Origin of the sequence: Pontibacter aquaedesilientis, assembly GCF_014773225.1 — a bacterium.
GTDB classification, from domain to species: domain Bacteria; phylum Bacteroidota; class Bacteroidia; order Cytophagales; family Hymenobacteraceae; genus Pontibacter; species Pontibacter aquaedesilientis.
The window spans coordinates 468563-493502 of record NZ_JACXAJ010000001.1 but is presented as its reverse complement, the minus strand read 5'-3'; the positions used below and the strand labels follow the sequence as shown (position 1 = coordinate 493502).

The window sequence follows — 24940 nt, the reverse complement described above, 5'->3', positions numbered from 1 at the left end:
AATAGCTACTTTTAACACTCACACTCTAATAAGCATATAATGCTGCCGAACTACTAGATGAGACTACCAAAAGTCAACTATTCACTACAAGCTTTAAAATTTATATGGGTCTAGTTTTGAACTATAAATGAGCTAGATCCTGTCTATAATAGCTCTGATTCTACTTACTTCCTTTTGTTTATCTAGATATTCTGAATAGGAATCTAATGAATCCTTAATCAGATCGTCATAGTATATTATTCTGCCATTAATCAATTTTAACAACTCAAGTGATTCATTATAGTCTTCATCATTGAACCGCTTCCCTAAGACAAAGATAATTTCTATGGGTGGATCACCCTGCCCTGCCACATTAATACATTTCTTTAGAGCGCTCCGATACTTCTTACCTTGATTGTATAATTTGGTAGGGCTAATAGGGTAAGATGGCAAATAACGTTTCAATTCTACTATTATATGTTTGCCTGCACTTGTTCGATATTTTATATCCATTCTTCCCGCTTTCTCTTCTGCAGTCAATCCAGCATTTACCTTACCAAATTCAGCATCTACATTCTTCTCAAGAATTGCATTACCAGAAGTTGCTCTTTCCCATGAAGGATTCAATAACCAAAGATTATCAAACAGGTATAACTGAAGTAATTTCTCTTTATTATTGTCATCAAGTTGTTCTTGAAACTTATGAATTACATCCACCCGCTGATAAGCAATGTCATAGTAAAGGTTAGCTTCTATATCACTCAAATCAGTAAAAATCGAAGCTAATTTAATGTCTTGGGGATTTTTTATTTTTTCAAGCTCATGAAGGCTATCCCTTAATTTCAACTTCTCAAAAGCTAAAATCCCTTGCTTATACAGTTCTCTCTTCTTTTCTTTTTCTTCTTGAGGTGTAAAATGCAATGTCTCTATAGCTGAGAATAGTTTCAATGCATGATTTTTTCTTGATTCAGTTCTCAAAGAAGAGAACCACTCCGTTAGTACTGGATTAAAAGCATCAGCCTTTTGAACAGCTGTTGCTATTGCTACCTCATTTCTTAAATTAGTCCATACCCCTTGAATTTGCTTTAAGAGTTTATAAATGTGTGACTCTAAAACTTGATACCTAGGATCTTCTTCATCAATTTTTTGTCTACTGCTTGTAGCTATATCGTCTTTATCGCTATCATCAAGGAAATCCGCATGCAATTCACCAATTAAATATGTAGCATAAATACCACCTTCATTAAAGGACTCAAGGATATCTTCTTGTGCCATTTTGCCACGACAGATAATGCTAATTTTATTATTATTTATATTATCTTGATCCAAGTCACTTGGTTTTTCTACAGCGCCAATCCAACCTGAAATTTTGTATGGTGTACCGTCTACATCACCATTTAAACGATTAATTCTTTCAAAATTGAACCACTTAGAATAGTCTATTAGATTATCTCCAACAGTCCAAAGGAATTGAACCTTTGACATGTAGTCACGGTCCTTGAATGTGATTGCCTCTTCATTGATAAAGACTTGAAAGTCTTTATCATCTATTACTGTAAACCTTCTTGCAAGCCTTTTCTTAAGAAAGTTATGTGTGTGACTTATATTCTTTTTAAGATCTGTAATAATAAGTCTTGTACCACAGTCTATATCAAATTCACTTTCTTCAACATTGGAAGGAATGTAAACACCTGTCTCATTTTTACCAATTTGTTTAACAATGTCATTCCGATTCATTATTAAACCATTTTTTTCTGTTAACCCTGAGTTAGGATTTTTACGAATGGAATGAACTTCAATATTGTTGGCTATTGAAAACAGTGATAATTTACCGATACCCTTCCGTCCCATAACCTTTCTTTTCAAACTATGAGATAGTTCCTCGGAGTTTTCCCTTCTTTGATACCCGACATATAAAAACTTTGCGTTAATATCATTCAAAGTCATCCCATGCCCATTATCCTTTATTATAATAGAGTTCTCTGTTAAGGTAATATCAACCCTTGTCGCGTCTGCATCATAAGCATTGGCAACAACTTCAGAAAGCACTGCAGGAATGTTACTATATAAATTTATGCCCAAATGATTAAGAACATTTAGACTCATTCTCATTTGATACTTTGGAGAAATAGCTTTAGTCATCTTATAATTGGCTTAGATGGTATTTTATAGTCCTTGCAATAAAGCTCCCAAGTAACACAGGAACGGCATTGCCAATGTGCCTACTTAATAATCCAATTGATATTTTCTTGTTAGGATTAATCAATTCGTAGTTGTCAGGGAACGATTGAATTATAGCTGCTTCTCTTAAAGAAATAGCCCTATTTTGTTCTGGATGTCCAAATCTGCCATTACCTAGCCCTATACATTGAGTAGTAAGTGTTGGAGCAACATCCTCCCATGTCATTCTTCCGTAGAAGCTGCCGTAGGTCTTTCCAGTTGCCCTATTATGACATTCAAGTCTTAGTTCTTCTGGCCAATTTGTCCACCCACCCCCATATGGGGTGGCTTCAATCCTTTTCTTATTTAATGGAGATAAGCTTCTAGATCGATGTAAGCTATCTTTAGCACAGACTTCACCATCAGAAATCTCAGGAAGATGTCCAATAGCTTTTTTAAGTGAAACGAAATTACCATCATTATGAGTAGGAGGTAGAAACTCAACTTTGCCATGCAAAGATGCTATAAGAATTAGTCTGTTTCTGTTTTGTGGGACACCGTATTCTTTAGCATTAAGTACCTTATAAGTTACTTGATAACCACTAATTTCCAACACTTTAACAAAGTCATTAAATACCTTACCTGAATCAAATTTCAATAAATTCGGCACATTCTCCATTGAAATTATATCTGGCTTTATTTCGCTGATAAATCTACCGAAAGAATATAGCAACTTCCATTTATCATTAAGTGTACTTTTATTGTTAAGAGTGGAGAATGCTTGGCAAGGAGCGCAACCAATTAAGACCTTTAATTTACTATCTCCAAATAACTCATTTACTTCACTTGAATGAGTCACTGTTAAGTCTCTCTGAAGAAATTTTGAATTATTGTTTTTTTCGTAAGCAAATCTACATTCACCATCAAAGTCAATACCAGCTACTACGTTAAACCCTTCTTTAACAAAGCCATGAGTAAGTCCGCCAATTCCACAGAATAAATCAACTACTTTTGGTAAGGTATTCATAGTGTTGATTGCTACGTTTTTAATTAGTTAAATATTTCGGATTATACGCAAATAAAAGCCTAATTAAACAATATATATATATTTTAAAAGGAGTTTTTTGCAAGTACCTGAACAATTGGATACTTTTTAATTTTACTATACCTTTAGTTTACATTCATATAAAACCGTCAATAGAATTTTGCACCTCATCGACAAACTCGCCTGGATCGAAATCCGGGACGGCAAAATACTGAGCACCCGCAGCAAGGGCAGAACCAAATACTATTTCCCCGGCGGGAAACGGGAACTGGGCGAGAGCGACTTTGAGGCGCTGTCGCGGGAAATAAACGAGGAGCTAAGCGTTTCCCTGATCGAGGACAGCACCCGATTTCTAGGTATATTTCAGGCGCAGGCCGACAGCCATCCGGATGGGGTGCAGGTGCAGATGACCTGCTATACCGGCGCCTACACGGGCACGATCGCTGCCGACAGCGAAATAGAAGAAGTAGTGTGGCTGACCTATCAGGACAGAGCCGCCGTGTCGCCCGTCGACCAGATCATTTTCGATTGGCTGAAAGAAAAGCAGCTTATTCGGTAACCTAGCTTAATTTCGAACATCCCATACAATTGCGGTACGCTGCAGGAGAAGAAGCAACTGTACAACGCACTCCGGTAGACAGCTAGCATGACCAATAGCTATACCTGCCTGGGTACCTGGCCACACAAAGGCCAACAGCTTTTCATTATGCCTGTCCACAAGAGCGGTCGGATCACTTCATCCTGCACTACCATGCAAAAGCCAGCGCAGTCCTAATGCATTTCCAACTACCTGACTTCTAACCAGAAGGAGAATTAACTCCGAAACTTTGTTCCTTATTATTATCCGTTAAGGAACGTTCTAAAAAAATAATCGCCTCCCCTAGCCCCCTTCAAATGCGCTCCTGCACTATTTCAAGCGCATTTTCAACATCTCCAATATTTTCACAACCTATATTAAAACATTTCTATAAATTAATGCGTTTATTTGTCTATTCTTAAATCATTCACGCATAAATACTTAAAAAGAAATATGCTTATGAAAACAACTCTACTCTGTATTTTTCTCTCGTTGGCGTTTTTCCTGAACGGGATGGCCCAAAACGCGCCCAAGCGGGAATTCCGCGGGGCCTGGATCACGACCTATGCCAACATCGATTGGCCCAACCGTACCCAGACACCAGCCCAGCAACAAGCCGCACTCATTTCTATTCTGGACCACCACAAGGCCACCGGCATCAACGCGGTGTTTTTGCAGGTGCGCAGCCAGTGCGATGCCCTATACCCCAGCCAACTCGAGCCCTGGTCTGCCGACCTGACCGGCCTGCAGGGGAGAGCACCAAGCACACCCTGGGACCCGATGGCTTTTGCGATTGAGGAGTGCCGCAAGCGCGGGATGGAATTCCATGCCTGGATCAATCCCTACCGTGCCATCGCCAACTATAACAATATCAACACCTTCGACCCGAGCCATGTGGCCCGTCGCAAGCCGGAGTGGTTGCTGGCGGCAGGTAACCAGCGCATCCTCAACCCTGCCCTGCAGGAGGTGCGTAATTATGTAACCTCAGTGATCGAAGACATCGTGACGCGCTACGATGTAGACGGCATTCACTTCGACGACTATTTCTACCCGAATGCGGCCTTCAACGACGATGACAGCTACCTGGCCGACCCAAGAGGCATCGCGGACCGTGGCGACTGGAGAAGGGATAATGTGAACATGCTCGTGCAACAGGTGAGCGAAAGCATCAAGGCGGCGAAGCCCTGGGTGAAGTTTGGCATTTCCCCTTCCGGCATTTACCGCAACAGCACCAACCCGGCTATTGGCTCCAATACCAGTGGCCTGCAGCACTACGTTACGCTTTATGCCGATTCCCGCAAATGGCTGCAGGAAGGCTGGATCGATTACCTGGCCCCGCAGGTATACTGGTACATCGGGCAACCTGGCGCCAATTACGGCGTGCTCATCCCCTGGTGGAACAACAACTCCTATGGCCGCCACATCTACGTTGGCATGGCCGGCTACAAAGTAAACGATCCGGCACAAGGTACACACTGGGCGAATCCTTCTCAGATTCCGAACCAAGTGCGCATGAACCGCAACGCCGCGCACAGCAACATCTATGGCCAAGCCATTTACAACACCAGCAGCATGCGCAGTGCTACCAAACTGGGTTTCCGCGACTCGCTGCGTTACGATTTCTACAGCAAGCCTGCCCTGCTGCCCAGCATGCCCTGGCGTGACCATGTGGCCCCTACAGCCCCGACAGATCTGATCGCACAGCGCCACAGCAACGACTCGGTGGTCATTACCTGGACCCAGCCTGCCGATACTGGCGATGAATTTGACAAGGTGAGGCAGTTTGCCGTTTACCGCTCCCTGAGTCCGATGATCAATCCGGAAAATACGGATAACCTGCTGGCCATCACCAACACCGCCACCGGCAGGTATACCGACAAGGCCCTGGCTTCGGACGCGCCGTACTATTACTTTGTGACAGCGCTGGACCGCTTCCATAACGAGAGTGCGCCTTCTAATGTGAGCGACTACCAGGCACCGATCATAGCCGGTGTGAGCAACCAGGAAATTTCGCTGGACGCTGCCAACTGCGTCGCTACCCTGCCTGACTATACCGCCATGCTGACTGTGAGCGACGACGTTTCCTTCCCTGATCAGATCACACTCACGCAGTCACCGGCAGCCGGTACGGAGATCAGCGGCACAGGTAACATGCAGATCACCTTTACCGCAACAGATGCCTCCGGCAAGTCCAGCTCCAGCAGCATGACACTCACCAAGAAAGATGTTACAGCACCGGTTATCCTGGTTCAGGATATTACACGCACGCTCCTAAATGGCATTGTGAACATTTCCGTTGCTGACATTGACCTGGGTACCTGGGACAACTGCGGTCTGGATGTAAGTGCATTGCAGCTCTCCCAGAGCAGCTTTGACTGCAGCAACATCGGTGAAAACAGGATAACCCTGACCGCCCGTGACCTGAGCGGAAACGAAGCTTCGGCAACAGCGGTGGTAACGATAAATGGTATGGTGCCACAGGCTGCCATCAGCCTCAGTAGAACCGACAACACCTATACCGGACTGCCTGACAATACCCTTGCCCTGGGTTACGGTGCCCAAATAGTGACACTCACGGCCACAAACGCCACTGCTGACAACAAGAACACGACTTATACCTGGTCGCCAGTTGCCGGACTGAGCTCGACCACGGGTGCTGTAACCGAGTTCGCACCGCAGGAAGCTGGCACTTATACCTTTGTAGTAGAGGCGACTAATGCTTATGGCTGTACTTCTACTGCCACCGTTACGGTAGAGGTGATCGATGTGCGCTGCGGCGAGAACAACGCGAAAGTGCTTGTATGTCACAAAACCGGAAGCGCTACGAATCCGGGTAACGGCATCTGTGTAGCGCCCGAGGCCGTGGCAGCACACCTGAGCAAAGGCGGAACGCTGGGCGGCTGTGCTCCTACCACAGTGGCCAGCACAGGCCCTGTCCTGAGCGCCTACCCGAACCCATTCAATGACAAGACATCAGTGCAGTTTACGCTCAGTCAGGATGAAGGAAACGTACTGCTGGAGGTATACGACCTGAACGGCAATCGCATAGCACGTCTATTTGAAGGCAGCGCAAACGCCGACAGTACCCATACTTTTACGCTGGACGGCAGCACCCTGCGGAACAACGTGTACATAGTGCGCCTGGTAACGGCCGCTGAAGTGAAGACTTTCCGCCTGATGAAAAGCAGGTAAACTTAGTAGTTTGTTTAGGTTGAAAACACCTGTCGGGAAATCGGCAGGTGTTTTTTTGTGCGTCTTGGTATGAAACCATATCTATACCCAGGAACGATCATATCTCAAAAAATACGAATCAATTAAAGATAGTTTTGCCTCTTAAAGCTGCTTCGCGCCCACACATCCCGTACCTTTGTGGTATGCTGCAAGCGCTGAGACAATTTATACGGAGCACCGACTTTGTAAAGGCACTCGTGATCACGTTTGGGGCCGCCGCGCCTGTGCTGCTGGGACTGTGGCTCGGGCAGGTGACCTACTTTCTGAGCATGGCCATCGGGGTAGTGCTGGCCTCGGGAAGCGACGTGCCGGGCAGCCAAAAGCATAAAACCGTAGGTATACTGGTTTCGGCGGCCATTGCCATGCTGGCCAGTATGGCCATTGGCCTGGCCTCGGGCAGTCTATACCTGCTGCTTCCGGTACTGGCGGTGCTGGTGTTCGCCATTTCCTTTGTTTCTGTGTATGGTTTCCGGGCCTCGCTGGTTTCTTTTGCCGGACTGATGGCCATTGTGCTGAGTTTTGTGCGGGTGCATACCGGTGTCGATATTTTGATACATGGTCTGCTGATCGGCACGGGCGGTCTGTGGGCGCTGCTGCTCTCGCTTCTCTTCCATCGGCTGCTGCAAAGACGGCAGACCGAAAACCTTTTGATCGACTGTCTGCAACAGACGGCCCGTTACCTAAAGCTGCGCGGTAAGCTGGCGATGGAGCGCCAGGACGCGGAGGCCCTGCAGAATGAACTCTACAACCTGCAAGTAAAGCTGAACGAAATACACGAGGCCTTGCGCGAGGTGCTCCTGAGCGAAAGGCAAAACCTCGGCACCTCCAATTACCACCGCCGGCAACTCCTGATCTTTATCGAGCTGATCGACATACTGGAGCTGTCGCTTGCCAACCCGGCTAATTATGAGCGGGCAAAGGAGTTGTTCCAGGACGCCGACAGGGTGTTGCAACCCTTCATCCAACTGGTTTTTGAGCTGTCGGATAAGTTAGGTGCCCTGGCCGAAAGTATGCAGCTGGGCACTGCCCTTTCAGCGGGCAAAGACCTGGAGCCCTTGCTGGAGAAGTGCTACGACAGGATCCGACAGTATGTGGAGGAACTGAAGCTGCCACAGGCGCGGGAAGGTGCGCTGCTGCTCCACAACCTGCTGGATTATGAAGAGAAGCAACTGGAAAAGATACAGGCCATCGAACGGGTATACCAGGACCTTGAAGAACAACAAAGCATTGGTTTGCAAAGTAGGGAAAGCCAGCGGTTTATCACGCAGCAGGATTACGATGCCCATACCTTAAAAGAGAACTTCACGCCCGAATCGCCTATTTTCAAGCATGCCGCCCGCGTGACCATTGCCATGCTGCTGGGCTATGGGCTGGGCATCCTGTTCCCTATACAGAACGCTTACTGGATATTGCTTACGATTGTGGTGATCATGCGGCCCGGCTATACCCTAACCAAGGAGCGCGCAAAGCACCGACTTTATGGCACCCTGATTGGTGCCGCCGTGGCTGCTGTTGTGGTGCTTTCGGTGCGGAACGTTTACCTGTATGGCGCGCTGGCCATGGTGTCGCTGGTCCTTTCCTTTGCCTTTATTCAGAAAAACTACCGTACTTCCTCTGTCTTCGTGACCACCGGCGTGATCTTTATTTATGCCCTCATCACCCCGAATGCCTTCGACGTGATTCAGTACCGGGTGATCGATACTTTGACGGGAGCCGCCATTGCCATGGGTGCTATCTACTTTTTGTGGCCATCGTGGGAGTCGCTGACTATAAAGGGCCATATCGTGAAAGCCCTGAGCGCCAACCGCAACTACCTGGCCGAGATTGACCGCTACAACCAGCACAAAACGCCCAACACCACCGCCTACAAGCTCGCCCGAAAAGAGGCTTTCCTGCAGATGGGCAACCTGAACGCGGCTTTCCAGCGGATGAGTCAGGAGCCGAAATCGAGACAGCAGCACCCGATGCGAATCTACAAGATCGTTGGCCTGAACCATACCTTTTTGGCGGCTGCGGCGGCGCTAGGCACCTTTATCCGGGACAACAATGCCGAGGCCGCCTCGGAGCACTTCGACCTGATCATCAAATCGATAGACGCCAACCTGGCGCAGGCCCTGCAAACGCTGCAACAGGATGCACAGGCAGAAGAAGTGACCAGAGAGGAACTGGTGGAGGCGTATGGGCAACTGGAGGGCAGGTATAGCGAGCTCGTAGCTATTCGTACTCGCCAGCTGGACGGTGCAACGTATAAGCCCATTGAGCCCGGCTTTCTGAAAAACCTGAAGGAGGCCCGCTTGATCTCGGATCAATTGAAGTGGCTGCACACCATATCCGGCAACCTGAAGCAGGCAGTGAAGGAACTGGCGTAATTTCCTGAAGGGAACTGGCAGGGTATAACGGCTTTAAACCGTAACTTGCATCCGGAAACCTATGTGACATACACCATGACCAAACAAGCCCACTACACCCCCATGGCTCGCCAATTATTCGGCCAGTACCTGGACAGTGCCATAGACCTGGACATGCTCATCGGGCGGCTGCAGGAGATGGAGCTGCAACTGATGGCCGACGAAGAGGTGGATGAGGAGGAGGAAGGAGTTAACAACAAGCGGCTTTGGTTCCGCTTCTTCGCCGGGGACGATATGAAGATCTCGATCACAGAAATAGCGGAGGAACTGCGCAATCCCTCCCACCCCAACGCCATGATTCTGCTGCGTGGCATTGCCTTCGGGTTGGCGGAAGATGAACTGGAGGTGCACTATTCTTAGCGAAAAACCGTATCTTTCGATACACTTAATCCCTATACCTATGGCAAAGTCACAAGACGCAAAAAAGGATGTAAAGAAAAAGCCAGCCAAAACTCCAAAGGAAAAGCAGGCGGCTAAACTCGACAAGAAAAAGAAAAGCTACGACTAGATGTAACGGCCCTGCCCCTGTGGCAGGTATAGCCCACATAGCAACATGAAAAGCAGCAGGCCATTGCGGTCTGCTGCTTTTTTAGATTCTGGGTATTTAGTTAACTGACTGAAAAGGATATCACTGATAGCAAAGGCCTTCCCGGTTGTTTCTTCGTTGCTGCCCTGATCATACAGATCGGCTGTGTTGAAGAAATTTATACCCTTGTCGAAGGCGCTGTGGAGCAAGTTTGCATTGTCCTGATGGCTTATTCCCAGCGACATACACCCAAAGCCAATCTCACTTACCGTTAAGTCAGATTTTCCCAACTGTATTTAATTCATCTTATTTTTGATATATTCGTCTTCGCTATACCTTCAGGATTACTCTCCGGCAGTAAAAAATGTTGGCTGGCAAAACCTATACCTTGCTATAACACACCTATACCTAACACAAACAACATCATGAGCCAACTAACCATCAGCAGCCTGCAGGAACTGGAAGCTTACCAGGGAAAAGAACTAGGCATTTCGGACTACCATACCATCACCCAGGAGCAGATCAGTAAATTTGCCGAGGCCACCCTGGACTACCAATGGATTCACCTGGACGAAGAGCGGACAAAAACCGAAACACCCTTTGGGTCCACCATCGCCCACGGCTACCTGACCGTGTCGCTGTTGCCTTACCTCTGGGGACAGATCGTTACCATCGGCAACGTAAAAATGCAGGTGAATTACGAGATCGAAAGCTTGCGTTTCAACCAGGCCGTGACTGTCAACAGCCGCGTTCGCCTGCACGCCAAAATGCTCACTGTCAAAAACCTCCGGGGCATCGCCAAAACGCAGATCGAGGTGACTTTAGAAATCGAAAACAGCAAAAAACCGGCCTATACCGGCATCGTGACTTTTTTGTATCACTTTAATTAAGTTAGAAAGTTTTAAAAGTATAAGTTAGAAAGTTAATGGCTAAACCTATGTTAACTTTCTAACTTCTAAACTTTCTAACTCCTAAACTGAAAAGCTCGTCTCGTTGATACCCAGTTTGTTTTTGGAGTGGAGCTCTACGGGGAAGCCCCAGAGGTATCGGATGTGCTTAAGGGTTTCTTTGGCGCTTTTGGTGTCGAGTTTGCGGTCTTTCTGAATGTAGTGGGTCAGGTATAACTTGCTGGTCTGGTGCAGGTCCACTTTGGTGACCTGTATGTTGGGAATGTGGGCGGAGCGGTCATATTGGTTGCTCAGGTTTTCGCGTACTCTGCGGTAGCCCCGTTCATTATGGATTGCCCCGATCTCGAATTCCGACTCCTGCTCGTTATCGATGATCGTGAAGAGTTTCATATCCCGGATGACCTTCGGCGAAAGGTATTGCAGGATAAAACTGTCGTCCCGGAAATTCTCCATGATATATTGCACCTGCTCCAGCCAGTCCTTACCGATCAGGTTAGGGAACCAAGCCTTGTCTTCGTCAGTCGGCTCCAGGCAAATGCGTTTGATATCCATGAAAATGTTAAAGCCCAAGGTATAGGGATTGAGGCCAGAGTAGAATTTGCTGTTGTATTCCGGCTGGTACAGCACACTGCTGTGGCTCTTGATAAATTCCAGCATGAAGCCGTCGTTGAGGTAGCCTTCCTCAAACATCTTGTTGATGATATGGTAGTGCACAAACGTGGCAAAACCCTCGTTCATGACCTTGGTGGCGCTCTGCGGATAAAAATACTGCGATACCTTCCGCACAATCCGAATGATCTCGCGCTTCCACTGCGGCAAAGTAGGCGCGTACTTCTCCAGAAAGTATAGGATGTTCTCCTCCGGCTCCTTCGGAAACTTGTGTTCCTCGGACGCGTTGGTGGCGTCGGGCAGATCAACCGCTTTAGGCAGAGTTTTCCAGAGCTCGTTGTAGTTCTCGTGCCGGATGGCCGATAGCTTTTTGAGCCGCTCGTTTTCCTCCCGGGCTGACATCTTAGAGGGCTTTTTATACTTGTCCACGCCGTGGTTCATGAGGGCATGCGCCGCGTCGAGCACCCGCTCCACTTCATCCGCCCCGAATTCCTCTTCACACTTCAGAATATACTCCCGCGCAAACGCCATGTAATCGACAATAGAGTCGGCCGAGGTCCAGTCCAGGAACATGTAGTTGTTGGCAAAGAAGGCATTGTGGCCCTGGCAGGCGTGGGCGATCACCAGCAGCATCATGCAGGTAGAGTTATTCTCCATGTTATAGCTGATACAAGGGTTGGAGTTGATCACCAGCTCGTAGGAAAGGCCCATGCGCCCCTTGGTATAGTTGTTCTGGTTGAGCACGAAGTCCTTGCCAAACTTCCAGTGCGGGTAAGATGTGGGCAGACCAGTCAGTGCATAAGCGTCCAGCATTTGTTCAGAGGTCACGATTTCGATCTGATTCGGGTATACCTTCAGCTTCAGGTACTCCTGCCCTATCCGGCTGATTACCTCATCTGCCGCCTCCAGCGTTTCGTAATCCCAGTTCGGGTCACAAAACATCGCCCGGTATTTCTCTTTGTCTGTCATGGCTGGTAATGTTATGTCAGAATCAGGAATTACAGGATTTTTGGATTCACAGGATTAACTACCAGAATATTTTAAAAACCCTTGAATTCTAATGTTGCACGTTCTGAATCTTGTGAAACCTTTACCCTTAGCTATACCTGTCTTTAATGCTCGCCTGCTTTTAATTCGCTGTTTCGGATTTGCAATCCGGAACCAGTTACTATGCGGATTTGTAATCCGCTTTTCTTCCAAATGCTACTGACTTTGCTAAGCGAATTGCAAATCCGCGGGTAGTAGACTTTCGGATTGCAAATCCGAAAGAGCTATGCTTTGATTTATGTTTCGATCTAAGCCTTTATATCTATTATCTAACATCTAACATCTAAAATCTAACATCTAATATCTAACTACTAATTTCACTCCTCTTCTTGAACAAGCCCTGGAACACGGGCCAGATCTCATGTACCTCGTATACCTGCCGGATCGAGAAGCTGTCGTCGTTGCTGATCCGGTTATAGGCTTGCCACAGGTCGCTTTCGCTGGCTTTGTTACTGATCTCGAGATAGGCCATGTATTGAATAGACGGCAGGATATTTTCCAGCAGGTGCTGCTTGCATTCGGTGGCATCCTGCTTGGACCACACATCACCGTCCGACGCCTGACAGCAGTACACGTTCCAGCTCTCGTCGTAGCGTGTGCGCATGATCTGCTCCATCAATTTGAGCGACGGCGCTACCACCGTGCCACCACTTTCGCGGGAATTAAAGAACTCATCCTCATTCACTTCCTTGGCTTCGGTATGATGCCGGATAAAAACCAATTCCACATTTTTGTATTGCCTGGTCAGGAAGATGTAGAGCAATGTGAAGAAGCGTTTGGCGATGTCCTTTTCGTGCTGCCCCATCGAAGCCGACACGTCCATGATGCAGAACATAACAGCCGACGTTATAGGTATAGGTACCCGCTCAAAGTTGTTGTAGCGCAGGTCAATGTCTTCAAAAAAGGGCAATGTAGCGGCCTGTCGTTTCGCCTTCTCGATCTCATCTGCCAGTGCTGCCTTTGTTTCGGGATCGGTTGCAAGCGCCAACTGCTCCTCCAGGCCAAGCACTTTTTTGTCGAGTACCCCCTTGAGCGCCAACCGACGACCCAGCGATTGCTGGTAGCTGGTCTTGATGTTGAGGCGGGAAGGCACACTGTCTTTGGTATAGCCGGCACGCCGCATCTCAAAGTTCTCTGTGCTCTCCATCTGTTTCTTCACCAGGTTTGGCAATTCCAGGTCGTCGAAGAAGTACTTCAGAAATTCCTCGCGTGAGAGCACCACCGTGAAGTCATCCTCTGTTACTTCGGGGGAGTTGGAGCCTTTGCCACGACCGCTTCCGGCACCACCGCCTTTGGGTTTCGGGATACGGTCGCCTTCGCTATACTTGTCGTTGCCAGGCCGGACGATCTGCTTCTTGCCGCTCTTGGGATCGTGGTGAAAGCTGGGCTCTTCGAGTCCGCGTACAGGCACTTTCACGCTGCCACCCGTGCTGCTGTCCTTGATGCTCTCCTGACTGATAATGTCAGGTATAGCCTTCCGGATCTGGTTCTCAACCCGTTTCAGAAACTTCTGCCGGTTACCAGTAGATTTCCCCTTGTCATTCTTCCGTCTATCTACAATGTGACTCATGTTTTATTGAGTGAATGAGTGATTGAGTGAATGAGTGAATATTCAATCTTGAATGAGCGGGTGAATGAATTCCTAATGGATAAAATATTCACTCAATCACTCATTCAAAACTCACTCATTCGCAACTACGCCATCGTTTTTCTGACCCGCATAAACCAGTCTACCAGGATGCGGATCTGCTTGTCGGTGTAGCCGCGGTCGCGCATGCGACGGGTGAAGTCGCGGTGCTTCTTCTCGTCTTCCTCGTTCGACTTCACGTTAAAGGACACCACTGGCAGCAGGTCTTCGGTGTTGGTGAAGATCTTCTTCTCGATCACCGATTTTATCTTCTCGTAAGAATCCCAGCGTGGACTCTTACCGCCGTGGTTGGCCTTGTGGCGCAGGAAGAAGTTGGTCACCTCCGAACGGAAATCTTTCGGATTGGCTATACCTGCCGGCTTTTCGATTTTTTCTAATTCATCGTTCAGAATGCCTCTATCGAATATCTCGCCTGAATCCGGGTCGCGGTAATCGTTGTTTTGGATCCAATGGTCAGCATACACCACATACTTCTCGAAGATGTTCTGACCGTAGGAACTGTAGGATTCGATGTAGGCCTTCTGTATCTCATCGGAGATGAACTCGGCATACTTGCTGGCCAGCACTGACTTGATCAGGTGCAGGTACTTGGTTTCTGTTTCGGGTGGCAGCATCATCTTCACTACTTCCTGCTCCAACACATAAAGCAAATGCACCGGGTTCGCAGCTATCTCCTCACTGTCGAAATTGAATACTTTAGAGAGGATCTTGAAGGCGAATCGGGTGGATATACCCTGCATCCCTTCGTTGATGCCGGCATCGTCGCGGTACTCTTGTATGGACTTGGCATTGGGATCGGTTTCGCGCAGTGTCTCGCCGTTGTATACTCTCATTTTGGAGTATATGCTGGAATTCTCCGGCTCCTTAAGGCGCGACATCACCGAAAACTCAGCCAGCAGCTCAATGGTTTTCGGGGCGCAAGGCGCTTCTTTCAGGGAGCTTTCCCGGATGAGCTTTTCATAGATTTTGATCTCCTCGCTCACACGCAGGCAGTAAGGCACCTGCACTTTGTAGATACGGTCCAGAAAGGCTTCGTTCTTTTTGTCGTTGAGGAATTTGGCCCACTCTGACTCGTTGGAGTGCGCCAGGATGATACCGTCGAAAGGTATAGCGCCGATCGGCTCGGTGCCTTTGTAGTTCTTTTCCTGCGTGGCAGTCAGCAGTGGATTCAGCACCTTAATCGGAGCCTTGAACATCTCTACAAACTCCAGCAAACCCTGGTTGGCCAGGCAAAGACCACCGGTATAAGAGTAAGCGTCCGGATCACTCTGCTGGTAATCAGCGAGTTTGCGGATGTCCACCTTGCCCACCAGCGTCGAGATATCCTGATTGTTCTCGTCGCCCGGCTCAGTTTTGGAAATGGCGATCTGCTCCTGTATGGAAGGGAATAACCGAATTACTTTAAAACGGTTGACGTCGCCGTCGAACTCGCGCAACCGCTTGGAAGCCCAGGGACTCATGCAGCCTGGCACGTAGCGGGAAGGGATATGGTACTCCTCTTCCAACTCCTCGGTGTAGTCGGCAAACAGTCCCAGCGGGCTTTCGAATACGGGACTGATCTGATCGCCGGCCTTGAGCACATAGATCGGGTGCTGCTGCATCAGGTGTTTGAGTTTTTCGGCTAGTGAACTCTTGCCGCCCCCTACTGGACCCATCAGGTATAGGATCTGTTTCTTCTCCTCAAGGCCCTGCGCCGAGTGGCGGAAGTAGGACACGATCTGCTCGATGGTGCTTTCCATCCCGTAGAAATCGCGGAAGGCGGGATAGATCTTGATCTTTTTGTTGGAGAAAATTCTGCTTAGTTTCGGATCTTGGCGCGTGTCCAGTATTTCAGGCTCACCGATGGCGTCCAGAATCCGTTCAGCCGGCTTGGCATATACCTTAGGGTCCTTCTTGCACTCTTCGAGATAGGCAGCTACTGTCATCTCGTTTAAGGAGGCACTGTAATTGGTCTTTATCTTCTCTAAAATGTTCATAGGGTGTGTCTTTATAACATAGTCAGAATCATTTTATACCTTGGAGCAATAAGCAGTGGCGCTATATGGATGGGTCCCCGGTTATTGCTTCACAGCTGATCTTGTCATAGCAATGTTTTTGTTTGAAATTAGCTTCAGTGGTTTCTGCCAGTACAATCGGTGGGCTGTTTTGCGGTGCCATACCTGTGCACAGGCTAAGGGCTGGAAATGCGTACACGTACACATGAAGCAGGGCGCTGCTTTCCGGTGGCCCGTATCAGGGTGATGAAGGGGGCAAAAGTCTACAAAAAACCAGCTCCCTGTGCCCTATGTTATTAATACGTAAAAATCTAAAATACGCCAGTCTGAAAATCGATAAGCTGATGTTTATCAGGTTTTCAATTATGGTCTTTCCACTGAAACAGTTATCGGGATTTTTAAATTCAAAATTGATTATATTTTATAACATAATATATATACGTGCTTTCGCTGAAAAATATGGTCTATACCTGAATTTCTTAGACGCAACACGAAAAAGCCGCATTTGGCTGAAAAAATAAACCGTACATTTCATCTAATAAAAGACAACTGACACTAATGAAAAACGAGGATTTGGAACAATGGGATGAGGACAGGTATAAGGAGCTGAACACCTATTTCAAGGTGAAAATACAGGGCATGATCAACGCAGACCCCTACATTCAGGAGCTCATAAAACAGGAAAACGGATTGCAGCTGCAAGACCTGATAGACCGTATGTCGGAGCGCGACCAGTTGCTGTGGACGGAGTTCATTCGCCTAGACAGGATCAAGCTGCACATCGACATGCAGAATCATCTGGAAGGGCGCGGCACCCCCTATAGTCCGCAACGAGGGTTCGGTGGCGTAAGCAACGATTCGGGTAATGAGGACTTGCCCTGGTAAAAGTTGGGCCTGTCTGCTGCCATACCTTTTGGCCGGATGCAGACAGGGAAGGAAAAGATACTGGAAAAAGATAGGGATAGCGGCAGTGTGGCCGAAACTTTTTGTCGGATCGTCGTTTATACACTAGTCAGATCACGCGGCGGATTAAAACATTGTTAATTTACCATATATAGGTGCATTGCATTTCATTTTAATTACATTTTTACATAATTTCGCTTCGTTAAGAGACAAATCACGGACATATAAAACATATAAGCATGTCAGACCACGCTGAAATAATTTTAGAGGGCAAATCCTACAAATTCCCGATTGTTGTAGGTACCGAGGATGAAAAAGCAATTGATATTTCTGCTTTGCGCGCAGAGTCAGGTTACATCACCCTGGACTCAGGTTATAAAAATACAGGTGCCACCACCAGTGCCATCACTTTCCTGGACGGTGAAAAAGGCATTTTGAGCTACAGAGGGTATCCAATAGAGCAGTTGGCCGAGAAATCCAACTTCATTGAAGTGGCTTACCTGCTAATCTACGGTGCGCTGCCTACAAAGCAGGAACTGGAGGATTTCAGCAACAAGATCAAAATGCATACGCTCGTAAACGAGGATATGCGCAAAATCCTGGACGGCTTCCCGTCTGCTGCTCACCCAATGGGCATCCTTTCTGCCATGATCAGCTCGCTTACTGCTTTTTATCCGGAGTCGCTTAATCCGAACCAGTCAAAAGAAGAGATGGATCTGTCTATCATTCGACTGATGGCTAAAATTTCAACAATTGCTGCCTGGTCTTACAAGAACTCTGTTGGTCACCCGGTTAACTACCCGAAGAACAAGCTGGACTATTGCTCCAACTTCCTGCATATGATGTTCGCCTTCCCTACGGAGGATTACGAGATCAACCCGGTTGTAGTGGATGCGATCAACAAACTGCTTATTCTGCATGCTGACCACGAGCAGAACTGCTCTACCTCTACAGTACGTTTGGTAGGTTCTGCCAACGCCAGCCTGTACTCTTCTGTTTCTGCCGGTATCAGTGCCTTGTGGGGTCCACTGCACGGTGGTGCCAACCAGGCCGTGATTGAAATGCTGGAGCAGATCAAAGCGGACGGCGGCGACTCTAAGAAATTCATCGCAAAGGCAAAAGACAAGAACGATCCTTTCCGTCTGATGGGCTTCGGTCACCGTGTTTACAAAAACTTCGACCCACGCGCTACCATCATCAAGAAAACTGCGGATGATGTTTTGACAGCACTTGGCATCAACGATCCAATCCTTAACATTGCGAAAGAATTGGAAGAAGCTGCCTTGACGGATTCTTATTTCGTGGAGCGCAAGCTATACCCGAACGTAGACTTCTACTCTGGTATCATCTACCGTGCACTGGGTATACCGACCGACATGTTCACCGTGATGTTTGCCCTTGGCCGTCTGCCAGGTTGGATTGCGCAGTGGAAAGAGATGCGTGAGCAGAAAGAGCCGATCGGCCGTCCACGTCAGGTATACATCGGTGAGACTGAGCGTAACTACGTAGACATCGAGAACAGATAGTCTGATTTACTTAGAAACAAAACGGCCCGTTGCTGAAAAGTAGCGGGCCGTTTTGTTTCTTGAATGTTTTAAGCTAATTGAGACATATATCGAAGAACAAAGAAAACCAGTACTACTAGCCATGTCATCAAATGAAACACGATGATGTCATTTCGAGCGCAACGAGGAATCTGGAAGATTGCGGAAATCCAAAAAGAATTCAGATTTCTCACTAAGTTCGAAATGACAATCTTTTGCTAATAATTGGTAGTGATGATCCTACAGCACCCGCATTTCGATGCGGCGGTTCTGGCTTCGGTTTTCTTCGGATGTATTTGGTCTGACGGGCTTGCTCTCGCCATGTCCAATGTGCGTGATGCGATCTTTTGGTACCCCGTTGCTGCGCAGGTAATCTGCCACAGATTTGGCGCGGCGCTCTGAAAGTACTTTGTTATCCTGGTCGGAGCCTACGTCATCGGTGTGGCCTGAAATCTCGATTTTGACACCAATGTTCTGGCGCATGAAGGTGATCAATTTGTCGAGTTCAGTTTTAGACTTCCGCTCCAGCTTGTACTGCCCCGTGTCGAAAAACAGGTTGCTGAGCACGATGTTGGCGCCCGACTTGATCGGCTTCAGGTATACGTCCAATGCCACCGGGCTCAGGGTCTTTTGGGAGATGTAGTCAAAGCTAAGACTGTTCAGCAGAAAGTTAGGGGCGGAAACATATAAGGCGTATTGCTTGCCTTCTGACAACACAATGGTGTACTCCCCGGAAATCTTATCGGAATGAACCTGCTGCACCAGCGAATCGGAAGACACATCATACAGCTGCACGACGGCACCGAGCGGTTTTTTAGTATCCGCATGGAACACACGGCCTTGCGCATAAGTGCTGTTTACCTTGCTTCGCCAGCCTTCCGGAACGTCAAACTCATAAAGCTGAATCGTGAACACACCGGATTCCGTCATTTCCTGACGGGAATAATAGCCTTTTTTGTTGTCAGCGGTGATAAACATGGAACCTTCGTCCGCATGTGTGTTGAGCGGGTAGCCCATGTTCTGAGGAATGGTCCACTTTTGTCCCGGTCCCTGGCTGGTCTTGAACACATCCAGTCCGCCCATGCCCAGGTGGCCATCACTCACGAAATACAAGGTGCTGCCACTCACGTGCACAAAGGGTGCCATGTCACGGCCTTTGGAGTTGACCGGCTCGCCCATGTTTTCTGGTTTTTGCCAGGAGCCATCCTCTTTCAGGTAAGTTACCCAGATGTCTTCTTTACCGATGCCGCCACCGCGTGTCGATGTGAAGTATAAAGTGCGTCCGTCAGCAGAAAGGCTGGGCTGCGAGTCCCATGCTTTGGAGTTTACCATAGGGCCCATGTTCTTGGGCTTGCTCCACTCATTGCCGGTTCTGAAGGAGATGTACAGGTCGCAGTCTCCCTGGCTGTCGGAGCGATTACAGGAGGTAAATACCAGGGTTTTACCATCCCCAGAAATTGTGGCCGCTCCCTCGTTGGCAGGCGTATTGATGATCGCAGAAATAGAAGTAGGTTTGCCCCAGGAGCTGTTCTGCTTCTGGCTCACGTAAATATTCTCGTCCTGGTCAGGTCTGTTGCCGGTCCTGGCTGTAAAGATCAGGTTTCGCTGATCTGCCGTGGTGGAGGGGAAATACTGCAATTCGAAACTATTCACGTCAGAGGGCAAGCGTACCGGGTCAAAGTCCACGGGTTTTAGCATGGCCGCAGCCGCTAAGTCAGCCGACTGAATTTGCTGGCGGGCATAGTCCATCATTTTGGCATTACGGGGCTTGCCTTTCAGAAACAGTTCGAAATTCTTTTTGGACTGCTCATAATCCCCTCTTTCAAAATGGAGGTCAGCCAGGTCGAAATAGCTATTGACAAGGGAGGGGCTATAAGGCTTTAGTGCCAGGCCCTTCTGCAGGTTTTCAAATACTTCCGGCTTATTGCCCATCGCCCGATGCAGGGAGGCAATTTTGAGGTAGGCATCGGCATATTTAGGGTCACGCTCCACGGCCTCGGCCAGGTATACCAATGCTTTGTTGAAATCACGGCCCTGGGCTGCTTCCTCTGCTTTATAGTATAAAGTAACTGCCTTTCTGGAGTTGGTACTTGACTTCCCTGTTTGAGCAAAACTATAAGAGGCGGTGCTCAAAACTAACAGAAGAGAAAGAAGCAGATGCTTGACCATAGCGGTGTTACGGGATATCCATGTATTTATGTGTCTGAAGCGACACACGCCACTGGGGGTTATTTTTTACATATTCGACAATGAGCGGCATAAGTTGCCCGGCCTTGCTCCACTCCGGCTGCAGGTATAGTTTGCAGTTTGTTCCTACCCTGGCAGCATGCTCCTCAGCCCATGCGAAATCCGATTTGTTAAATATAATGACTTTTAGCTCATCTGCAAAAGGATAGACAGATACGTCAGGTGCTTTGAATTTTTTAGGCGACAGACATACCCAGTCCCATTGGCCGCTAATGGGGTAAGCACCAGAGGTTTCTATCATTGTTCTGATGCCCTGCTCCTGCAATTGCTCTGTCAGTGGATTCAGATTGTAAAGCAAAGGCTCGCCCCCGGTAACAACTACGGTTTTGCCCGGAAACACTTTGGCTGTTTCCACAATTTCACCCACAGGCGTAAGCGGGTGCAACTCAGCGTCCCAGCTTTCCTTCACATCACACCAGTGGCAACCCACATCGCAGCCCCCCAATCTTATAAAATAAGCGGCCGTTCCGGTATTTCCACCCTCTCCCTGGATAGTGTAAAAAGCCTCCATCAGTGGTAACTCGCTGCCATCTTTGGGCACCGTATGAATAGAGGCAGTCTTGTATGCTTTCGTTGATTCCAAATCTGTATTCCTTCAGCTATACCTTTCTATAGGTATACGCCATGCGATTAATCGGCCATTGCTATACCTTTACAGGTATAAGCCACACCTAACTTGCAAAGTTAGTTAAAAAAGCAACAAGGTATACAGGGTGTTCCGTTCCGAATGACAATATAGGTCCACTACCTTAAGGATTTCCATGATTGTATGCTGAACAGAATGCTGGATGAAAACATTATGCATGAGCTAAATCCAGCAAATACTCAAATCCTGAGAGTTGATATGCACACAAATTAAAATGAGTAGGGTCGTGCAAAGACTTACCCTACCCACTAATAAAATCCTGGAAATCCTAAAATCCTGGGAATCCTGATTCTGACTGATTAGGCATACACCTCGTTTCTGGCAGCCCTTAAGGTATTTTTAAGCAGCATCGCAATGGTCAGCGGACCAACACCGCCCGGAACTGGCGTGATGTAGCTACACTTCGGTGCCACGTTGTCAAAGTCCACGTCGCCGCGCAGTCGGTAACCCGATTTGCGGGTTGCATCTGGTACGCGGGTCGTGCCCACGTCGATTACCACCGCGCCTTCTTTCACCATGTCGGCAGTAATAAGCCCGGGAATCCCAACGGCTGCAATAATAATATCGGCCTGACGGGTATAGTAAGCTAGATCGATGGTGTTGCGGTGGCATAGCGTGACGGTGGCGTTGCCTGGGTAGGCAGCTTTGGCCATCAGAATGCTCATGGGAGAACCTACTATGTTACTGCGCCCGATTACTACGCAGTGCTTGCCATTGGTTTCGATATTGTAGCGCTCAATCAGCTGCAGTATCCCGTATGGCGTGGCAGGCAGAAATGAGGACAGACCAGCCACCATGCGGCCCACGTTTGCCGGATGGAAACCATCCACGTCTTTCTTCGGATCCACAGCCTCCAGCACCTTTTGGGTATTAATATGCTTTGGAAGCGGTAATTGCACGATAAATCCATCCACTTCCTTGCTCTCGTTCAGTTCCTGAATTTTGTTGAGCAATTCTTCTTCGGTCACATCGTCTTCGTAGCGAACAAGCGTCGAGCCAAATCCCACTTTTTCGCAGGCCAGCACCTTATTGTTCACGTATGTTACAGAGCCGCCGTCATTGCCTACCAATATAGCTGCCAGGTGAGGCACTTTGCCTCCATTTGCTTTGATTTCGGCAACTTCAGCAGCGATCTCTTGCTGAATGGCTTCAGATGTTTTTTTACCGTCGAGCAGGGTCATTTCGAATTATGAGTTAATAGTTATGAGTTCTGAATTTTCTTGACACAAAACTTTTTGAATTAGGACAAACCGAGATGTTTAGGATACCAAAGTTTTTTGTGCAAGCAATAAAAGCGACAAGCCCCAACGCGCAGGGGCACGTCGGGGCTTGTTATTAGTCGAGTTTGAGCACGGCTAAGAAGGCTTCTTGCGGGATTTCCACATTTCCTACCTGGCGCATGCGTTTCTTTCCTTTCTTCTGTTTTTCGAGGAGCTTGCGTTTACGGGAGATGTCACCGCCGTAGCACTTGGCCAGTACGTTTTTCCGCATAGCCTTTACCGTTTCGCGGGCGATGATCTTCTGACCGATGGCCGCCTGAATGGCGATCTCGAACATCTGACGCGGCAACAGCTCACGTAGCTTCTCGCACAGGCGCTTGCCCCACTCGTAGGCCTTGTCACGGTGCACGATCGCAGACAGGGCATCGACAGGTTCAGCATTAAGCATCACGTCTAGCTTCACCATGTTCGACTGACGGAAACCGATCAGTTCGTAGTCAAGCGAAGCATAGCCGCGGGAAATGGTCTTCAGTTTATCGAAAAAGTCGAATACGATCTCGGCCAGTGGCATTTCGAAGGAAAGTTCTACACGGTCGCTGGTCAGGTACGTCTGGTTTTTCAGAATACCCCGCTTTTCCATACACAGCGTGATGATCGGGCCGACAAACTCAGACTTTGAAATGATTTGCGCCTTTATAAACGGCTCTTCGATATGGTCGATATAATTTGGCTCCGGCATTTCGGAAGGAGCGCTTACTTTCAGTAACTGGCCTTTTGTAGTATGAACGTGGAACTGCACTGACGGAACCGTTGTGATCACCGTCATGTCGAATTCACGCTCCAGTCGCTCCTGCACGATCTCCATGTGCAGCATACCCAGGAAGCCGCAACGGAAACCAAAGCCAAGGGCAGCTGATGTCTCCGGCTCCCAAACAAGTGAAGCATCATTCAACTGCAGCTTCTCCATGGAATTGCGAAGTTCTTCGTACTCACTCGTCTCAACCGGGTATATACCGGCGAATACCATCGGTTTCACATCCTCAAAGCCTTGAATACCTACCGCCGGACGATCCACATGGGTGATCGTATCACCTACCTTTACTTCTTTTGCATTCTTTATACCTGAGATGAGGTAGCCCACATTACCAGCAGCCATCTCTGTGCGAGGCTCCTGGTTTAGCTTGAGCACCCCGATTTCATCAGCCTCGTAGGTCTTGCCGGTGTTGATGAACTTCACCTTCTCCCCTTTTTTCAGGGTACCGTTGTAGATTCTGAAGTATACCTCTATACCTCTGTAAGAATTAAAAACGGAGTCAAAGATCAAAGCCTGCAGCGGAGCGGCAGGGTCGCCTTTTGGGGCAGGCACACGGTCACAGATAGCGTTTAGAATTTCTTCTATACCTATACCTGCCTTACCCGATGCATGAATAATGTCCTCTTTGTCGCAGCCGATCAGGTCGATGATCTGGTCAGAAACCTCTTCTGGCATGGCGTGCGGCAGGTCAATCTTGTTGAGAACCGGGATGATCTCCAGGTCAGAGCCGATGGCCAGGTATAGGTTCGAGATAGTCTGCGCTTCTATACCCTGAGAGGAGTCCACGATCAGCAAAGCACCCTCACAGGCAGCGATGGAGCGCGAAACTTCGTAAGAAAAGTCTACGTGGCCAGGCGTGTCGATCAGGTTAAGCACGTAGTCCTCACCCTTATAACGATAATTCATCTGGATAGCGTGGCTCTTGATGGTGATGCCGCGCTCACGCTCCAGGTCCATGTTATCTAATAGTTGGTTTTGCATCTCACGCTCCGCCACTGTCGATGTAAATTCCAGCAGACGGTCAGCCAGGGTACTCTTCCCATGGTCGATGTGGGCAATGATGCAGAAATTGCGAATGTTCTTCATAAATATCTATACGAAAAACAAAGTTAAGAAGAATGTGGCTTTGTTGCTGCTCTCAGCCGATAAAATACAGGATAAATTGTCTGAATTAGGATTTATAGGATTAGAAGTTTGCCCTCAAAGCTTTCTCTATGTACAAATCATAGTATCTTCTAGACTTAGGATTGTTTTGGTTGTAATGAAGCAAATGCTATTCCCACAGGGCTCACAGGAACTGTGCAGGCTGTGAAGTCGTTGGAGCAGGCTGTTTACTGCAAAAGCTCAAGAAACACCTATTATATTTAATATAATTTACCCCTAAAGGCAATCCTGTCAATCCTTTAATCCTGTAAATCCTGATCAAAATTGACT

At 48.0% G+C, this 24940-nt stretch carries 17 protein-coding genes; 7 read left to right on the top strand and 10 right to left on the bottom strand.

The annotated features are described in order from the left end of the window. Positions 1–132: 132 nt before the first annotated feature. The gene (locus H9Q13_RS02165) at positions 133–2121 is read right to left on the bottom strand and encodes a BbrUII/HgiDII family restriction enzyme (protein ID WP_191182108.1); all 1989 of its coding nucleotides are present in this window, start codon (positions 2119–2121) and stop codon (positions 133–135) included. 1 nt (position 2122) lies between these two features. After that, on the bottom strand, positions 2123–3166 hold the full coding sequence (locus H9Q13_RS02160) for a DNA cytosine methyltransferase (RefSeq protein WP_191182107.1): 1044 nt from the start codon (positions 3164–3166) through the stop codon (positions 2123–2125). Positions 3167–3344: 178 nt separating this feature from the next. Between H9Q13_RS02160 and H9Q13_RS02155 the strand changes: the two genes are divergently transcribed. The 4 genes from H9Q13_RS02155 (at position 3345) to H9Q13_RS02140 (ending at position 9760) form a co-directional block, all read left to right on the top strand. Further along, entirely contained in the window at positions 3345–3743 is a 399-nt protein-coding gene (locus H9Q13_RS02155; RefSeq protein WP_191182106.1) for an NUDIX hydrolase, read from the top strand. A 477-nt stretch (positions 3744–4220) separates the two neighbouring features. Continuing rightward, positions 4221–6953, top strand: a complete 2733-nt coding sequence (locus H9Q13_RS02150; protein ID WP_191182105.1) for a family 10 glycosylhydrolase — start codon at positions 4221–4223, stop codon at positions 6951–6953. Positions 6954–7135: 182 nt separating this feature from the next. Further along, a complete protein-coding gene (locus H9Q13_RS02145; RefSeq protein ID WP_191182104.1) occupies positions 7136–9361 on the top strand; it encodes an FUSC family protein in 2226 nt (741 codons plus the stop codon). A gap of 75 nt (positions 9362–9436) precedes the next feature. Further along, positions 9437–9760, top strand: a complete 324-nt coding sequence (locus H9Q13_RS02140) for a hypothetical protein (RefSeq protein ID WP_191182103.1) — start codon at positions 9437–9439, stop codon at positions 9758–9760. Positions 9761–9904: 144 nt separating this feature from the next. On the opposite strand, the gene H9Q13_RS02135 is transcribed toward H9Q13_RS02140, so the two are convergent. Then, positions 9905–10216: an aldo/keto reductase gene (locus tag H9Q13_RS02135; RefSeq protein WP_224744014.1), complete on the bottom strand. Its 312-nt coding sequence runs from the start codon at positions 10214–10216 to the stop codon at positions 9905–9907. 135 nt (positions 10217–10351) lie between these two features. Here H9Q13_RS02135 and H9Q13_RS02130 point away from each other — a divergent pair, with 135 nt between their 5' ends. Continuing rightward, a complete protein-coding gene (locus H9Q13_RS02130; RefSeq protein WP_191182102.1) occupies positions 10352–10816 on the top strand; it encodes a MaoC family dehydratase in 465 nt (154 codons plus the stop codon). Positions 10817–10897: 81 nt separating this feature from the next. On the opposite strand, the gene H9Q13_RS02125 is transcribed toward H9Q13_RS02130, so the two are convergent. The 3 genes from H9Q13_RS02125 to H9Q13_RS02115 all read right to left on the bottom strand — a co-directional run bounded on the left by H9Q13_RS02125 (position 10898) and on the right by H9Q13_RS02115 (position 16114). Beyond that, on the bottom strand, positions 10898–12412 hold the full coding sequence (locus H9Q13_RS02125) for a SpoVR family protein (protein WP_191182101.1): 1515 nt from the start codon (positions 12410–12412) through the stop codon (positions 10898–10900). A gap of 382 nt (positions 12413–12794) precedes the next feature. After that, positions 12795–14060, bottom strand: coding sequence for a YeaH/YhbH family protein (locus H9Q13_RS02120; protein ID WP_191182100.1), 1266 nt, complete (start codon positions 14058–14060; stop codon positions 12795–12797). A 125-nt stretch (positions 14061–14185) separates the two neighbouring features. Continuing rightward, positions 14186–16114 (bottom strand): PrkA family serine protein kinase, encoded by a 1929-nt coding sequence (locus H9Q13_RS02115; RefSeq protein WP_191182099.1) that lies wholly within the window; start codon positions 16112–16114, stop codon positions 14186–14188. Between the two features lie 576 nt (positions 16115–16690). Between H9Q13_RS02115 and H9Q13_RS02110 the strand changes: the two genes are divergently transcribed. Further along, positions 16691–17017 (top strand): hypothetical protein, encoded by a 327-nt coding sequence (locus tag H9Q13_RS02110; protein ID WP_191182098.1) that lies wholly within the window; start codon positions 16691–16693, stop codon positions 17015–17017. 257 nt (positions 17018–17274) lie between these two features. Continuing rightward, positions 17275–18561 carry a citrate synthase gene (locus tag H9Q13_RS02105; RefSeq protein WP_191182097.1) on the top strand — a complete coding sequence of 429 codons (1287 nt, stop codon included), beginning with the start codon at positions 17275–17277 and terminating at the stop codon, positions 18559–18561. A gap of 258 nt (positions 18562–18819) precedes the next feature. Here H9Q13_RS02105 and H9Q13_RS02100 read toward each other — a convergent pair whose 3' ends face one another. From H9Q13_RS02100 to lepA, 4 genes are all read right to left on the bottom strand, one after another. Beyond that, the gene (locus H9Q13_RS02100) at positions 18820–20748 is read right to left on the bottom strand and encodes an OmpA family protein (RefSeq protein ID WP_191182096.1); all 1929 of its coding nucleotides are present in this window, start codon (positions 20746–20748) and stop codon (positions 18820–18822) included. A gap of 7 nt (positions 20749–20755) precedes the next feature. Further along, positions 20756–21409 (bottom strand): 7-carboxy-7-deazaguanine synthase QueE, encoded by a 654-nt coding sequence (locus tag H9Q13_RS02095; RefSeq protein WP_191182095.1) that lies wholly within the window; start codon positions 21407–21409, stop codon positions 20756–20758. A gap of 362 nt (positions 21410–21771) precedes the next feature. Beyond that, complete coding sequence (locus H9Q13_RS02090; protein WP_191182094.1) at positions 21772–22653, bottom strand: bifunctional 5,10-methylenetetrahydrofolate dehydrogenase/5,10-methenyltetrahydrofolate cyclohydrolase; 882 nt, start codon at positions 22651–22653, stop codon at positions 21772–21774. Between the two features lie 154 nt (positions 22654–22807). Continuing rightward, positions 22808–24592 (bottom strand): translation elongation factor 4, encoded by a 1785-nt coding sequence (gene lepA, locus H9Q13_RS02085; RefSeq protein WP_191182093.1) that lies wholly within the window; start codon positions 24590–24592, stop codon positions 22808–22810. Between the last annotated feature and the right edge of the window lie 348 nt (positions 24593–24940).